This window comes from Bradyrhizobium sp. NDS-1, assembly GCF_032918005.1.
In the GTDB taxonomy this organism is placed as follows: domain Bacteria; phylum Pseudomonadota; class Alphaproteobacteria; order Rhizobiales; family Xanthobacteraceae; genus Bradyrhizobium; species Bradyrhizobium tunisiense.
This window is the reverse complement of record NZ_CP136628.1, coordinates 6022946-6036957: the sequence shown is the minus strand read 5'-3', so window position 1 is coordinate 6036957 and position 14012 is coordinate 6022946. Positions and strand designations below refer to the sequence as shown.

The following is a 14012-nucleotide window of genomic DNA, read 5'->3' as shown; positions in this document are numbered from 1 at the left end:
CCCCGAGCTGCCGGTCTTGCTATTCTTCGAGATCTTGCTCCAGCGTCTGCGCCGGCGCACCGTTGCGAACGGACGCAAACGTTGCCAACGGTAGCGCGGTTGTCAGTTTCAGAAGATTGGAATCGACGACCTCCAACACGAGCCTCGTTCCGGCTTCCATCTCCTTGATGAGCTTCGGGTCGGCAACATCCGCGGCTATGCAGGCATTGGTCACGCACCAGCTATACGGCACCTGATAGGTGCCGCCCTGATCGACGCTCAGCTTGGCAGGGTGCCGCAGGTACATGCCGACAGGGACAAACATCTGTAATCGTGCCCTCTTGGCTCCTTCGCGCTCGATCAGGTCTATGCGCACTGCCATCTGACCGGTCGCAAAGCTGCCGGTGATCGACGTCCGGCAAAGCAGGGGCGCGCCACCCGCTTTGAAGCAGAGCTTTTTCCAATCGCCGTAGGTGATGTCCTTTGCCTCGCGCTGACCACGTGGGGCTTCGGCGGTCGTGGCGCTTTGGGATTTCCGTTTTGCCGAGGCGATGCCAGGGGCTGCAGGGGTGGCAAGCAGGGCCATCAGCAGGACCGACAGGCAGTGGCTGGCATTGGTCATGGATGCACCTCTCGGATCGGCGCTTGCGCGCTTATTTCTGCGCGTCGAGAAATTTCGCCACCAGCGGCGACCAGATTGGTATCGCGTCAGGGGAGCCAATCAAGAAATGTCCTTCGCTGCCGAACGACGGCACCAAATGGTACTCGGCCTTGCCACCCGCCGCGGTGAAAGCCTCATGCATTCGCTTCGACAGATCGGGGCCGAAGAAGGTATCGTTTTCGATATAGATCCACAGCATCGGCACCCGCGACGTCCGGCCAAAATCAGCTGTCGCTTCGACCAGCTTGTCGGGCGCGCAATTGTTGTTCGGCCTGCCGCCGACGCGGCCACCGCGGCCTCCGGCAAAGATGATGACCGCCTTGACTTGCGGCGGGTTGACGCTGGACAGGGCAATCGAGGCCCAGCCACCGGCAGATTGTCCGACCACGACGACGTCCTTCGGCACGATGCGCTTCTCGGCTGCCAGGTAATCGATGATCCAGAGATCGACCTGAGCGACCGCAAGACCCGCGTCATGGAAATTGGGGTTGGTGCACTTGCCAATCTTGGAGAAGAACGGGCCGAATACCGCGCGCTCGGGTATGTCGATCGCTGCCGCGCCGTAGCCCGAACCGACTGGCGCCACCACCATGTTGCCCCGTTTGGCAAACCATTTCGCTGCATCACGGAATTCCACCAGCGGGAAAAAGCTGCGTTCCTTCGCATCGAGCACGACGCCGTGGTTCATGATCACCAGCGGGAAGGGACCGTTGCCGACCGGCCGGACGACATAGGCGAACATCGGCAAGGGCAGGGGCAGAGCCCAGATCTCTTCCTGGATGCGGATTGTCTCCGTCGTATCGGCGGAACGGGCCGTGGGGGCCGCGGCGACGGCCACGAGAACTGCGGTCAGCAAGCGCAACAGGTGAATAGCACGCATGAGCGCTCCCTCAGCCGGTGTAGGTGGCTGCCACAATGATTGGACCGAGCACGGTCAGGACCACGTTGCCGACGGCGTAAGGCACGGCAACCCCGAGCACAGGCGTCTGGCTCTCGGCGACCTCGCATGCGCCAGTGACGGCGGCATCGACGGTCATGGCCCCGGCCAGTGCGCCGCAGGTCACGACCGGATTCATGCGCAGCACGTAGCGGGCGAAGAGCGTCGCGACGATCAGCGGCACCAGTGTAATGACAAGGCCCATGCCGACCAGCAGCATCCCATGCGCCTGGATCGCGGCCCAGGCGGCGGCGCCGTTGCCAAGTCCAATGGCGGCGATGAAGCCGCCGAGACCGAGATCGCTCAATATCTGCTGCGCGGCGGGTGGCAGCGCGCCCATGGTCGGACGGCGCGAGCGGAGCCACCCGCAGACCAGACCCGCAATCAGCGCGCCTCCGCCGCCGCCGAGCGTCAGTGCGACGCTGCCGATCTTGACGCTGACGAGGCCCGCAAGCAGGCCAACTGCGATCCCGGTGGCAAGGAAGGCGACATCGGTGCGGTCGCCGGCGCGCAGGATCTGGCCGACATTTGCGGCAGCCCGCTCGATGTTGCGCGTGCTGCCGACCAGGGTCATGACGTCGCCGACATAGACTCGCGTATCAGGGCTCAGCGGCACCTCGCGGCCCATCCGGGTCAATGCGCGCAGGAACACGCCGCGCGCATTGGCGCCAACGCGCTCGGCCACGTCCTTGATGGAGCGGCCGTGAAGCTGGCGGTTGTCGACCAGCACCTCGACCACGTTGCCGGGGATCGCCTTGAGGATCTCGTCCGCGTCGATCTCGGTGCCGATGATCGGCCTGGCTGCAACGATGGCGGCGGTTCGTCCCGTGATGACGATGTTGTCGCCGGCTTCGAGCGTCGTATCCAGATGAGGCTCGACGTCGAGGCCCTGGCGGACGATGCGCTCGACCACAGTGCGGCTGCCGAGGTCCTCCTCGAGCGACTTGACGGTGCGGCCCGCTGCGGTCGAGACGAGATAGGCACGCGCCTGGAACTTTCGGTAGGCGAGATTCTCGGTTTGCGGCGCTTCACCGCTTGAAAGCTCCGCCTCCAGCTTCTTCGCCTCGGCCTTCAGGTCGACCCCCATCAATTTCGGCGCGACAAACGGCACGAAGAGCAAGGTCAAGATGTAGCCGAGCACGTAGGTCACGGCATAGCCGGCGGCGATGTTGGCTTCCTGCTGCTTCAACACCTCGCTCGGCAGGCCAAGCTGAGCCAGCGCGCCGGATGCGGTTCCGATCACCGAGGATTGCGTCAGTGCCCCCGCGGCGATACCGGACGCGGTGCCGGGATCAAGCTGAAAGCTGAAGGCAAACGCGAGCACGATGGCAAGCCCCGTGCCTCCGAGCACGAGCGCCATGGCAACCTGCGCCAGCGTACGCATGCTGAGCGAGGCAAAGAACTCCGGTCCGGACCGGTAGCCGATCGTGAACACAAACAGGCTGAACAGGATCACGCGCAGCAGGGACGGGAACGTGAAGGTCCCGAGCTGCCCGATCAGGACTGAGACGATCAGAATGCAGGCCGTGGTGCCGATCGCGAAACCGCGCAACCTGATCCGCCCGAGCAGGGTGCCGATTGCGATGGCCAGCAACAGAAAGATTTCCGGTGCGGCGGTGATGATCCACCTGACGGTATCCATGATCGCGTTCCCCCGGCAGCAGCCACCGATTTGATTCGTGACCGCGGATGGTTTCTTGATCCAGATCAAGCCTTGCCGGCGGCAAGGCGCGGCCAATCAAGTCATGCGAAACCTGCCCCAGCCCGCATTACCGCCATGAGTATGATGGAGGTCGCCTCTGGCGCGATCCGCCGCGACGAGACGGTCGAGATCGTTCTGCTGCTCGCCTTTGCCGGCGGCTATATCGACGCTTATACCTGGATCATCCACGGCGTGATGGCGAACGCCCAGACCGCCAACCTGATTTTCCTCTGGGTCTATGCAACCGCAGGCGACTGGCCGAAGGCACTTCACTTCGTGCCTCCGATCCTGGCGTTTGCGGTCGGAATCGTGATCGCGGCATGGCTGCGCCGCATCGTCGGCGAGCGAGCCGGCGCGATCAGCACCTTGCTCGAGATCCTGATGCTGATCGCGATAGGCATCCTGCACAATCGGATGCCGGATCTCGCCGGCACGCTCGGCATATCACTCGTTGCCGCCATGCAGGCCGCTTCCTTTACCAAGGTCGAGGGCACCATCTGCAGCACGGTGATGATCACCGGCAACATGCGCCAGGCGATCGAGACGATCTTTGCGGTTGCGACCGGAGGCGCGGCCCCCGGGACGTTGCGCCGGTCCGGCATCTTCTTCGCCCTATGCGCCGTGTTCGGCTTTGGCGCTGCCGTCGGCGCCTTCGCCACCAAGGGCATTCCCGATCTCGCGCTCGGCATTCCCGTGGTCGCGCTGCTGGTCGTTCTGCTGCGGTGCGAGACGCCGCAGCGCGAGGCGACGTGATGAAGGCCTCGCCCGACCGGGGTTGGACGTGGCTCTTTCCGCCGGCGGAGTGGCTCGCCGCCTATCGACGCGAGTGGCTGACATCCGACGCCGTCGCCGGCATCACGCTCGCCGCTTACGCGATTCCCGTCTCGCTTGCCTATGCCGCGCTGGCCGGCTTGCCGCCTCAGATCGGCGTCTACGGCTATATGCTCGGCGGCATCGGCTACGCTCTGTTTGGGTCGTCACGGCAACTTGCGATTGGTCCGACGTCTGCGATCTCTCTGATGATTGCCGCCAGCGTCGGCACCCTCGCCGGCGGAGATGCGGCGCGCTATGCGCAGATCGCAAGCCTCGCAGCTTTCGCTGTGGCGGTACTGTGCTTCATCGCGTGGCTGTTCAGGCTCAGCGTGCTGGTTCGCCTCGTCAGCGACAGCATCCTGATCGGGTTCAAGGCCGGTGCCGGGCTCACCATCATCATGAGCCAGCTGCCGAGCCTGCTTGGCGTCGCCGGCGGCGGGCACAATTTCTTCGACCGCGCCATAAAGCTGTCGGGGCAGCTCGGTCAGGTCGATGCACTCGTGCTGGCAATCGGTGCAGTCGCGCTACTGCTGCTTCTGCTCGGCGAGCGGCTGCTGCCGGGCAAGCCGGTCGGCATCACGATCGTGGCGCTCGCGATCGTCGTGGCAACGCTGCTTGGCCTGCCGGCGCTTGGTGTGCCCGTCACCGGAAAGATCCCGGAGGGCTTGCCAGGGTTGGGGGTGCCGGCATTCGGGCTTCTGCAGTTCGATGAGTTGTTTCCGCTCGCCGCCGGATGCGTCTTGCTGGCTTACATAGAAGGTGTCTCTGCCGCCCGCAGCTTTGCCGCCAAGCACGGCTATTCCCTCGACGTCCGGCAGGAGTTCCTGGGGCTGGGCGCCGCGAACCTCGCGACCGCCTTCGGCCATAGCTACCCCGTCGCCGGCGGACTGTCGCAATCGGCCGTCAACGACAATGCCGGCGCACGAACGCCGCTGGCGCTGGTGATCTGCTCGGTGGCGCTCGGGCTATGCCTTCTGTTCTTCACCGGGCTGTTGACCAACCTGCCGAAGGCGGTGCTGGCGGCCATCGTCTTTGCGGCCGTCTACAGGCTTGTCGACCTCCGCGCGCTGCTGCGGATGTGGCAAGTCAGCCGGATCGACTTCTATGCCGCTGCCATTGCCCTGGTGTCGGTGCTGCTGCTCGGCATCCTCCAGGGCGTATTGCTGGCCTCGATTGCGTCGATCTTCCTGCTGCTCGCGCGAGCCTCGCGGCCGAACGTGGCATTTCTCGGCCGGCTGCCGGGAAGCGGTCGTTACTCCGACAGTGCGCGGCACGATGATGTCGAGCCGCTGGTCGGCGTCATTGCGTTTCGGCCGGAAGCCTCGTTGCTCTACATCAATGCCGAGACGATCCTGGAGACGGTGCTGGTCGCACTGCGGAACTCGCCGCGCCTCCAGCTCGTAGTCTGCGACCTCTCGGCGTCGCCCTACATTGACCTTGCTGGCGCGCGCATGCTGCGCGACCTCAACGATGAGCTCGCGCTCCGCCACGCCAGCTTCTGCATCGTCGGCGCGCATGCGCAACTGCGGGACCTGCTGCGGGCGGAAGGATTGGCTGAGAAGACCGACAGCGGCCAATGGCTGCGATCGCTGGATGCCGTTTTGGGCGACCACCAGCACGCTTCGAGTAGGCGAACGCCATAGCGACTCCGTGTTGCGATGCAACTGGCATCGCAGCGATCGCGGCCCGCCCAGAATGCGCGCGACCGTTGACTTGGATCAATGGTGCATCCTGCGCCGCACCCACGATCCTCTCATCAACCTTCGCCTCAGGGATCGGGAGAGACGCATGTCCAAAGACGCCAAGCCCACACAGAAGCGCATTGATCAGTTCTTTTCGGGCCCGGGCGCACGGGCCGACGATTGGCGTGATCTTGTCGATGCTGCGAAGGCGTGGGCTCGCGGCGGCGACCGGGCAAAATACGATGCAGCGCTGGTAGATCTCTCGGTCACTGAGGAGTTTCACGGCTATCCCGGCCTGCAATTGATGGCGGCGCTGCGTGAAGCGGCGGCCGCTGGCGATGGGGCAACATCGCTTGCCCTTGCGACCCGGATCACCCAGGCGTTGGCGACGCGATCCTTCCGCCAGCATGCCGGCGACTGGAGCGCGAAGGACGATGGCAATGGCGATGCACCCGAGCTGGTTCCCCCGACCTTCGGCGCGCATACGACACGCAGGCCCTATTTCGAGACCCTGATCGTCACCGGGGTATCTCCCGGCCAATGGCCTGCGCTCGCCGCCGAATGGCGCAAGCTCCGCCGCCCGGTCGATGCCTTCATCTATGAGCCGGTCATCGTCGGTAGCCTCGAAGACGCCTTCTGTGCGACGATGCTCAATTCCAACATCGGCGCGGTCATCATCAACGAGGGTTTTGGACTGCGCTCGCGGCATAACGCGCCGGTGCTCCGCTCGATCACGGCCACGGCAGGCCTCAACGACGAGTCCGACGCATCCGCGCTGCGGCTTGCCCAGATCATCAAGCGCGTCAGGCCCGAGCTCGATCTCTACATGATCTCGAATCGTGACGTCGAGGAGCTCGCCGGCAACCCCGAAGCCAGCGTGGTCCGCCGCATCTTCTATTCGGTTGAGGAACTGCTGGAGCTGCATCTGTCGATCCTCGAAGGCATCCAGGATCGCTACGATACGCCGTTCTTCGACAATCTGAAGAAGTACGCGCAGCGCCCAATCGGGACGTTTCACGCGCTCCCGATTGCCCGCGGCAAATCCATCTTCAAGTCGGACTGGATCCGCGACATGGGCGAGTTCTACGGCCCGAACCTGTTCCTGGCCGAGAGCAGCGCGACCACGGGCGGCCTCGACAGCATGCTGGAGCCGACCGGCAACATCAAAAAGGCGCAGGAGAAGGCGGCGCGCGCGCTCGGCGCTGATCGTGTCTTCTTCGTGACCAACGGCACCTCGACCTCGAACAAGATGGCGGTGCAGGCGCTGCTTGCGCCGGGTGACATCGCGATTGTCGACCGCAACTGCCACAAGTCGCATCACTACGGCATGGTGCTTGCCGGCGCCCAGCCGCTCTACGTCGAAGCCTTCCCGATGACCGAATATTCGATGTATGGCGCCGTGCCGTTGAAGACGATCAAGCAGGCGCTGCTCAGCGCCAAGGCCGACGGCCGGCTTGAGCGGGTCAAGATGCTGGACCTCACCAACTGCACCTTCGACGGCCACATCTACAACACCCGCCGGGTGATGGAGGAATGCCTCGCCATCAAGCCCGACCTGATCTTCTTGTGGGATGAAGCCTGGTTCGGCTTCGCGCGCTTCTCGCCTTTCCTGCGCCGGCGCACAGCCATGGGGGCCGCCAACGAGATCGAGGCCTGGATGCACGATCCGAAGTCGGTCGCGGCCTATGAGAAGCAGCAGGCCGAGCTCGGCAAGAATCCGTCGGATGAAGTGCTGCTCAAGACGCGGCTGATTCCCGATCCGCGCCAGATCCGGTTGCGTGTCTATCAGACCAACTCGACCCACAAATCGATGTCGGCGATCCGGCAGGGTTCCATGCTCTCGGTCAAGGACGTCGAATTCCACACGGTCGAGCAGCAGTTCAAGGAGGCCGTCTTTACTCACGCCTCGACAAGCCCGAACCAGCAGCTCATCGCCAGCCTCGACATCTCGCGGCGCCAGATGGAGCTGGAAGGGTATGGCCTGGTCGCCAATGCGATGGAGATCGCGCTCGCCATCCGCCACGCCGTCAACAACAACCCGCTGCTCTCGAAGTATTTCCGCATTCTTGGCGCCGATGTCATGGTGCCGACGCAATACCGCCAGAGCGGTTTCACCGATTATCTCGCACCGGGCGTCAACTGGGCGAATACGCTGAAAAGTCTGGACGAGGACGAGTTCTGCCTCGATCCAACCCGGATGACGCTGGTGTGCGGCACGGCCGGCTACGACGGCACGCAGTTCAAGGGCATCCTCGCCAACGAGTACAACATCCAGGTCAACAAGACCTCACGCAACTCGGTGCTGGTGCAGTCCAACATCAACAACACCCGCAGCGACGTCGCGCATCTGATCCGCGTCCTTGCCGAGATCGCGGGCGAGGTCGATCGCGGACTCGCGCAAGGCGGCGCCAACGCGAAGAAGACGTTCGAAGCCCGGGTCAAGAGCTTGATGACCGACGTGCCTGACTTGCCGAACTTCTCGCATTTCCATCCGAGCTTCCGCGGCGATGCCGGCACCAAGACCAATGAAGGCGACATCCGCAGCGGCTTCTATGCCGCCTATGACGTGGCGGGCTGTGAGCACATCCGCCTCGACGATCCCGAGATCGACCGGCGGCTGAAGTCCGGGCCCGAACTCGTCTCCGCCAATTTCGTGATTCCCTATCCCCCGGGCTTCCCGATCATGGTGCCGGGGCAGGTCATCACCCAGGAGACGATCGACTTCATGCGCAAGCTCGATGTGAAGGAGATCCATGGCTACGACGCCAAGGAGGGGCTCAAGCTGGTGCGCACCGAGGCCTTGGCGAAGCTCGGCCGGCCAAAGCCGACCGCAACGCCGAAGCTGAAGGCCGCGTCATAAGCCGTTAGAGGGGACGAACATGCAGGCGTTCTTTACATTCTTGCAGCAGAATCCGTATCTGTTGCTGTTCTTCGTCGTCGGGCTCGCCGTTTATATCGGCCGGGCCAGCATCAAGGGCTATGGCCTCGGTATGGTCGCCGGTGCCATCGTCGTGGGCGCCGGGCTTGCGGTCTGGTCTTCGAGCTACGGCGTGAAGCTCGAGCTGAACAATTTCACCAAGAGCTTGTTCTACTATCTCTTCATGTACGGTGTCGGCTTGCGGGTCGGGCCTTCCTTCCTCAACAGTTTGAGGGGAGATGGCATCAAGTTCGTGTTCCTGGCGGTGGTGTCGAGCGTTGCCGGCCTCGCGCTGGTCGTCATCTTCGCCAAGCTTTTCGATCTCCCGACCGGCGCCGCCGGCGGCATGTTGGCGGGTTCGCAGACCATGTCGGCTGCGATCGGCTCGGCTGAACAGGCCATCACCTCGGGTGTCGTCAAGCTGCCTGAAGGCATGAAGCCCGAGGATGCAACGGGCATGATCGCGCTATCCTACGGTATCACCTACATCTGGGGTACCGTCGGCATCATCCTGATTTGCAAATACTTGCCGCGCTGGTGGGGCATCGATGCCAAGGCGGCGGCGAAAAAGTACGAGAAGGACTTCGGCGTCAAGGATCTGGAGGGCGGCGGCCTGACCGGTTACCGGCAGTTCGGTCTGCGTGCCTATCGACTGGAAAATCCGGCGCAGGTCGGCATGAGCATCGCCAAATTCCGCTCGATCCATCCGGAATACCGCATCGTCAACGTGGCGCGCGGCGGCGAGCCACAGGGAGCCGATCCCGATCTGGTGCTGCAAAAGGGCGACGTCGTCGCGCTCGGCGGCTCGACCGAGCATCTCACCGACAAGATGGGCCTGATCGGGCCCGAGGTGGCCGATACCGCAGCGCTCGGCATTCCCATGGACCAGGCGGATATTCTTGTCACCAACAAGGAGATGGTCGGACGGACCTTTGAATCCTTCCGCGACACGGCGATCGCCGGCCAGTTGCAGGTCACCAAGGTCGAGCGTGGCGGTGTGCCTCTAGCCGCCGGTCTCAAGACCGAGCTGCAACGGATGGACATCGTCTCGGTGGTCGGCCTCAAGTCGGCCGTCAATGAGCTCGGCGAAATGTGGGGACGCATTGCGCGGACCAACACGTCGACCGACCTGTTGACGCTGGCCGTGGGCATGATCCTCGGATTCCTGATCGGCAGGATCGAATTCCCTGCGTTCGGTGCCAAGATCGGCCTCGGCAATGCCGGTGGCCTGTTGCTGTCCGGCGTGATCGTATCTTCGATCGTGTCGCGGTTACGCTTCTTCGGCAACACGCCGAACGCGGCGCGCAACGTGCTGGAGGATCTCGGGCTCGTCGTCTTCGTGTCCATCGTCGGCATCAATGCCGGTGCCGGACTCCTGGCGCAACTCACCGGCGCGATTGCATTGAAGATATTCATCGCCGGCTTCATCGCCTGCACGATCCCTCCGTTCATCGTCTGGGCGATCGGCTTCCATGTCTTCAAGATCAACCCGGCCGTGCTGATGGGCGGCGTTGCCGGCGCTCGGTCGCATTCCGGGCCATGTCGTGAAGCGGCGGTAGAAATCCAGAGCACGGTACCCTGGATCGGATTCCCGGTCGCCTATGCCGTCTCGGGCATCCTGCTCACCGTGTTCGGCTACTTCGCAATGATCCTGGCTCAATGAACGGCGCGACAACCAAAAAGGGGAAGTGACATCATGAGAAAGCTTGCTATCGGCGCCGTCCTGGCTACCTCGCTCGCCGTCGTTGCCGGTTTCAGCACGCCATCGCGTGCCGACACTGGCCAGGTCGCGGTCGTGTTCACCAAGGGCGGCTTCATCGTCGGCGTCGGTGGCGGCGAGGGCGTGTTGCTGTACCGGGGCAAGAAGTATCCGTTCACCGTCTCGGGCATGAGCGTGGGCTTCACAATCGGTGCCTCCACGACCAAGTTCGTGGGTCGGGCCCTCAATCTCAGAGGGCCGGCATCGATTGAAGGTTCCTACGCCGTGGGCGGAGCAGGCGGGGCTGTCGCAGCGGGTGCAGGCGCCGTGCAGCTTCAGAACGCCAATGGCGTGATTCTTCAACTCAGTGGTCCGAAAATCGGGGCGGAAGTCTCGGCTGCGGTCGGCGGCGTCACGATCCGTCTGAAGTAGGCAGAGCAAACGGGCTCACAATAAAACGGGCTGCGTCACCGCAGCCCGTTTCTCATCTCGGGAGCCATACGCGTCAATATCGCTCTTCAACGAATTTCAGCCCACGCAGACTGGCCTGGTCGTTATAGCGTCCCTTATGCGACCGCGAAGGCAGGTTGACCTTCTCCCTTTTGATCTTCTTGTAGGGAATGGTTTGCAGGATGTGCGAGATAGCGTTGAGGCGCGCGCGCCGCTTGTCGTCGGAGCGGATCAGCCGCCACGGCGCATGCTTGGTGTCGGTTGCCTCGAACATCATGTCGCGCGCGCGGGAATAGTCGTACCAGCGGCCGAACGACTCGGTATCCATCGGGCTCAGCTTCCATTGTCGCAGCGGATCCTCGATGCGCGCCTGGAAGCGAAGCTCCTGTTCCTCCATCCCGACCTCCAGCCACAGCTTGATCAGGACGATGCCGGCGTCGACCGCAAATTTCTCGACCAGAGGGCACAATTCCAGGAAACGCTTGTGCTCGGTGGGCGAGCAGAAGCCCATGACATATTCAACGCCGGCGCGGTTGTACCAGCTGCGGTCGAAGATTACGATTTCGCCTCCGGCCGGAAATTGTTCGATATAGCGTTGCATGAAGAGCTGGGACTTCTGCCGGTCGGAGGGCGCGGGCAGGGCGCAGACGCGGAACACGCGGGGGCTCACCTTCTCGGTCAATGCCTTGATCGTTCCGCCCTTGCCAGCGGCGTCGCGGCCTTCAAAGATGATGATCACCTTTAGTTTCTGGGCCTTGACCCATTCCTGAAGATGGCAAAGCTCGATCTGGAGCTTCTCCAGTTGCTTCTCATAGTCCTTCCGCTTCATCCGCTCCGCGGGCTCGTCCTTTGCCATCCGGTCCTCTCATCAGTTCGAGCGGCACTCAATCCCCCCAGGAGATGACGACGCCGATATCGCCCGGCACGCCGCCGGGAAAGTCGATGATCTGATACGCGATGCGATAGCCGCGCGGCTTGAGGTAGTCGGTCCAGAGCTGGAATATCTCCTTGGGAATGCCGGTGAGCGTGTTCTCCCAGCCCTTTTCCATCTGGTTGATGGCCCGGCCCTTGTCGGTGCACAGCGAGTTGGGGAAGCGATAGACCTGGACCTCGGTCAGGCCGTTCCGTACCGCACGCTGGATGATGGTCGAGGCCAGCTTGATTTTCTCCTCCTCGGTCTTGCCGGAGGGCTTGCTGAGCCGTTCAATCAGTGCGCGCTTCTCCGCCTCGGCGGCCGCAGCGGCGCGCGCGTAGGCGTCGGCCTTCTCGGCCTCCTTGAGGGCAGCTTCCTTCCGAATCTGAGTGGCATTGGGAATGAGATCATCGAGGCCAGGCATGACTGACGGCTCCCTGCTTTGGGCGTGTGTCCACTTATGCGCTGACCGAAGGCTAGGTCCCGGTGGAGACGCTCCCTTGATCCAGATCAAGAGGTGCCCTCTGCCAGCGAATGATCGTGACCGGAAAGGGCCGCGGTCGGCTCGGTCGCTTGTGGGAGATTATATTGGGCGAGCAGCTTCATCCGATGGCCCCGCATCATCTTCCCTTCTACGTCGCACCGGCAAGCGGAACCGACACGCTGATGGTCGTGATGGGCGTGTTCCTGATCGGCACCGTGATGTGGGTCGGCACGCTCTACTGGCGCCTACACAGCCTGCCGGAGCGTATGGCGCACAAGTCGCAGAAGCTGCAATTCGAAATTGTCGCGGTGCTGGGAATCATTTCGCTGTTCACGCACATGCACGTCTTCTGGATTGCTGGGCTGTTGCTCGCGATGATCGATATTCCAGATTTCGGCACGCCGTTGCGCAGCATCGCCAATTCCGTCGAGAAGATCGCCGACGCGGCGCCTGATGAAGAGGAGCCTGAGCAATCACGTCCGACGCGCCCACCGGTGGTCAGTCCCGAGCGGGAGAAGGAGCGCGATCATGCTTGAGCTCATGATTTGCTCCCTCGTCACCATCCTGCCCGACTATCTCTACCGCCGCTACGCCCAGGGCAAGCGCTTCGGCAAGGAGATCACCTTCTTCTCGATCTGGTACGAGCTCCGTTGGGGCATCACCGGCTGCCTGATGCTGACGGTGTCGCTGATCACGATGATCTTCTACTTCCACCCGGCGACGTCGTCGGCAACACTATATTTTCGCACAGTGCCGATCCTGCCCGAGGGCTCGGGCCGCGTGGCTGACGTGAAGGTGGGCTTCAGCGCTCCCGTGAAGAAGGGCGACGTCCTGTTCACGCTCGATAGTTCGAAGCAGCAGGCCGCGTACGAGACTGCGAAGCGAAAGATCGCGGAGGTCGATGCAGCCGTGCAGGCGGCGCAGTCGGAGGTCGTCAAGGCCGACGCGCAGATCGGTGAGGCGAAGGCCAATTATCAGCAGGCCAAGGACGAGCTCGACGTCAAGACCGAGCTGCAGCGCCGCAATCCCGGAATCGTTCCGCAGCGCGACATCGAGAAGCTTCAGGTGCTGCTCGATCAGCGCCAGTTCAGCCTGGACGCGGCCACGGCAGCGCGGCAATCCGCCTCGCTGCAGGTATCCACCTTGTTGCCGGCGCAGAAAGCCAGTGCGGAAGCCGCGCTCGATCAGGCCCAGGTCGATCTCGACAAGACCTTCGTGCGCGCCGGCGTGGACGGAAGGGTCGAGCAGTTCCTCATTCGCTCCGGCGACGTCGTCAACCAGCTGATGCGGCCGGCGGGCGTGCTCGTTCCGGAGGGCGCCGGTCGCAAGGCGTTGCAGGCCGGTTTCGGCCAGATCGAAGCGCAAGTGATGAAGGAAGGTATGGTGGCGGAAGCAACCTGCATCTCGAAGCCTTGGGTCATCATCCCACTCGTGATCACGACCGTGCAGGATTATATCGCCGCCGGACAGTTTCGGTCCGGCGAGCAGTTGATCGAGGCTCAGAACAACGTTCGACCCGGCACGATTTTGGTGTTCCTCGAGCCGCTCTACAAGGGCGGGCTCGAGGGCGTAACGCCGGGCAGTAGCTGCATCGTCAATGCCTACACCAGCAATCACGAGGAAATCTCGGCCAAGGATACGTCGACCAGCCGGAAGATCGCGCTGCATGTCGTCGACGGCGTCGGCCTGGTCCACGCGCTCTTGCTGCGCATCCAGGCGTTACTGCTTCCGATCCAGACCCTGGTGTTCAGCGGTCATTGAGGGCGCAAGAAAGG

General features: G+C 63.1%; 12 protein-coding genes. 7 read left to right on the top strand and 5 right to left on the bottom strand.

Annotated features, from left to right (window positions below; all coding sequences use genetic code 11):
* Positions 1 to 19: 19 nt before the first annotated feature.
* From RX330_RS28125 to RX330_RS28115, 3 genes are read right to left on the bottom strand one after another with little or no spacing between them, the layout of a single operon-like run.
* Positions 20 to 601 carry an invasion associated locus B family protein gene (locus tag RX330_RS28125; RefSeq protein WP_317240636.1) on the bottom strand — a complete coding sequence of 194 codons (582 nt, stop codon included), beginning with the start codon at positions 599 to 601 and terminating at the stop codon, positions 20 to 22.
* Between the two features lie 31 nt (positions 602 to 632).
* Positions 633 to 1520: an alpha/beta hydrolase family protein gene (locus RX330_RS28120; RefSeq protein WP_212080925.1), complete on the bottom strand. Its 888-nt coding sequence runs from the start codon at positions 1518 to 1520 to the stop codon at positions 633 to 635.
* Positions 1521 to 1530: 10 nt separating this feature from the next.
* Entirely contained in the window at positions 1531 to 3219 is a 1689-nt protein-coding gene (locus RX330_RS28115) for a TrkA C-terminal domain-containing protein (RefSeq protein WP_317240635.1), read from the bottom strand.
* 135 nt (positions 3220 to 3354) lie between these two features.
* Between RX330_RS28115 and RX330_RS28110 the strand changes: the two genes are divergently transcribed.
* The 5 genes from RX330_RS28110 to RX330_RS28090 all read left to right on the top strand — a co-directional run bounded on the left by RX330_RS28110 (position 3355) and on the right by RX330_RS28090 (position 10822).
* The gene (locus tag RX330_RS28110) at positions 3355 to 4032 is read left to right on the top strand and encodes a YoaK family protein (protein WP_317240634.1); all 678 of its coding nucleotides are present in this window, start codon (positions 3355 to 3357) and stop codon (positions 4030 to 4032) included.
* Positions 4032 to 5735, top strand: coding sequence for a SulP family inorganic anion transporter (locus RX330_RS28105; protein ID WP_317240633.1), 1704 nt, complete (start codon positions 4032 to 4034; stop codon positions 5733 to 5735). The genes RX330_RS28110 and RX330_RS28105 overlap by 1 nt, the downstream gene beginning before the upstream one ends.
* 145 nt (positions 5736 to 5880) lie before the next feature.
* The gene (locus RX330_RS28100; protein ID WP_317240632.1) at positions 5881 to 8634 is read left to right on the top strand and encodes a decarboxylase; all 2754 of its coding nucleotides are present in this window, start codon (positions 5881 to 5883) and stop codon (positions 8632 to 8634) included.
* A 19-nt stretch (positions 8635 to 8653) separates the two neighbouring features.
* Positions 8654 to 10354, top strand: a complete 1701-nt coding sequence (locus tag RX330_RS28095; RefSeq protein ID WP_212080930.1) for an aspartate:alanine exchanger family transporter — start codon at positions 8654 to 8656, stop codon at positions 10352 to 10354.
* A 33-nt stretch (positions 10355 to 10387) separates the two neighbouring features.
* Complete coding sequence (locus tag RX330_RS28090) at positions 10388 to 10822, top strand: hypothetical protein (protein WP_126259941.1); 435 nt, start codon at positions 10388 to 10390, stop codon at positions 10820 to 10822.
* A gap of 73 nt (positions 10823 to 10895) precedes the next feature.
* Here RX330_RS28090 and ppk2 read toward each other — a convergent pair whose 3' ends face one another.
* Positions 10896 to 11696 carry a polyphosphate kinase 2 gene (gene ppk2 / locus RX330_RS28085; RefSeq protein WP_212080931.1) on the bottom strand — a complete coding sequence of 267 codons (801 nt, stop codon included), beginning with the start codon at positions 11694 to 11696 and terminating at the stop codon, positions 10896 to 10898.
* Positions 11697 to 11724: 28 nt separating this feature from the next.
* Positions 11725 to 12177, bottom strand: a complete 453-nt coding sequence (locus RX330_RS28080) for a hypothetical protein (protein ID WP_212080932.1) — start codon at positions 12175 to 12177, stop codon at positions 11725 to 11727.
* A 185-nt stretch (positions 12178 to 12362) separates the two neighbouring features.
* On the opposite strand from RX330_RS28080, the gene RX330_RS28075 reads away from it, so the two are divergent.
* Complete coding sequence (locus tag RX330_RS28075; RefSeq protein ID WP_317243983.1) at positions 12363 to 12773, top strand: hypothetical protein; 411 nt, start codon at positions 12363 to 12365, stop codon at positions 12771 to 12773.
* Complete coding sequence (locus RX330_RS28070; protein ID WP_317240631.1) at positions 12766 to 13998, top strand: HlyD family secretion protein; 1233 nt, start codon at positions 12766 to 12768, stop codon at positions 13996 to 13998. The genes RX330_RS28075 and RX330_RS28070 overlap by 8 nt, the downstream gene beginning before the upstream one ends.
* Positions 13999 to 14012 lie beyond the last annotated feature (14 nt).

Excerpts from the sequence above, each read along its gene's own strand:
- ppk2 (WP_212080931.1), bottom strand. The coding sequence starts at position 11,696 with ATGGCAAAGGACGAGCCCGCGGAGCGGATGAAGCGGAAGGACTATGAG.
- RX330_RS28075 (WP_317243983.1), top strand. The coding sequence starts at position 12,363 with ATGGCCCCGCATCATCTTCCCTTCTACGTCGCACCGGCAAGCGGAACC.
- RX330_RS28120 (WP_212080925.1), bottom strand. The coding sequence starts at position 1,520 with ATGCGTGCTATTCACCTGTTGCGCTTGCTGACCGCAGTTCTCGTGGCC.
- RX330_RS28105 (WP_317240633.1), top strand. The coding sequence starts at position 4,032 with ATGAAGGCCTCGCCCGACCGGGGTTGGACGTGGCTCTTTCCGCCGGCG.
- RX330_RS28080 (WP_212080932.1), bottom strand. The coding sequence starts at position 12,177 with ATGCCTGGCCTCGATGATCTCATTCCCAATGCCACTCAGATTCGGAAG.
- RX330_RS28095 (WP_212080930.1), top strand. The coding sequence starts at position 8,654 with ATGCAGGCGTTCTTTACATTCTTGCAGCAGAATCCGTATCTGTTGCTG.
- RX330_RS28110 (WP_317240634.1), top strand. The coding sequence starts at position 3,355 with ATGAGTATGATGGAGGTCGCCTCTGGCGCGATCCGCCGCGACGAGACG.
- RX330_RS28100 (WP_317240632.1), top strand. The coding sequence starts at position 5,881 with ATGTCCAAAGACGCCAAGCCCACACAGAAGCGCATTGATCAGTTCTTT.
- RX330_RS28070 (WP_317240631.1), top strand. The coding sequence starts at position 12,766 with ATGCTTGAGCTCATGATTTGCTCCCTCGTCACCATCCTGCCCGACTAT.
- RX330_RS28125 (WP_317240636.1), bottom strand. The coding sequence starts at position 601 with ATGACCAATGCCAGCCACTGCCTGTCGGTCCTGCTGATGGCCCTGCTT.
- RX330_RS28115 (WP_317240635.1), bottom strand. The coding sequence starts at position 3,219 with ATGGATACCGTCAGGTGGATCATCACCGCCGCACCGGAAATCTTTCTG.
- RX330_RS28090 (WP_126259941.1), top strand. The coding sequence starts at position 10,388 with ATGAGAAAGCTTGCTATCGGCGCCGTCCTGGCTACCTCGCTCGCCGTC.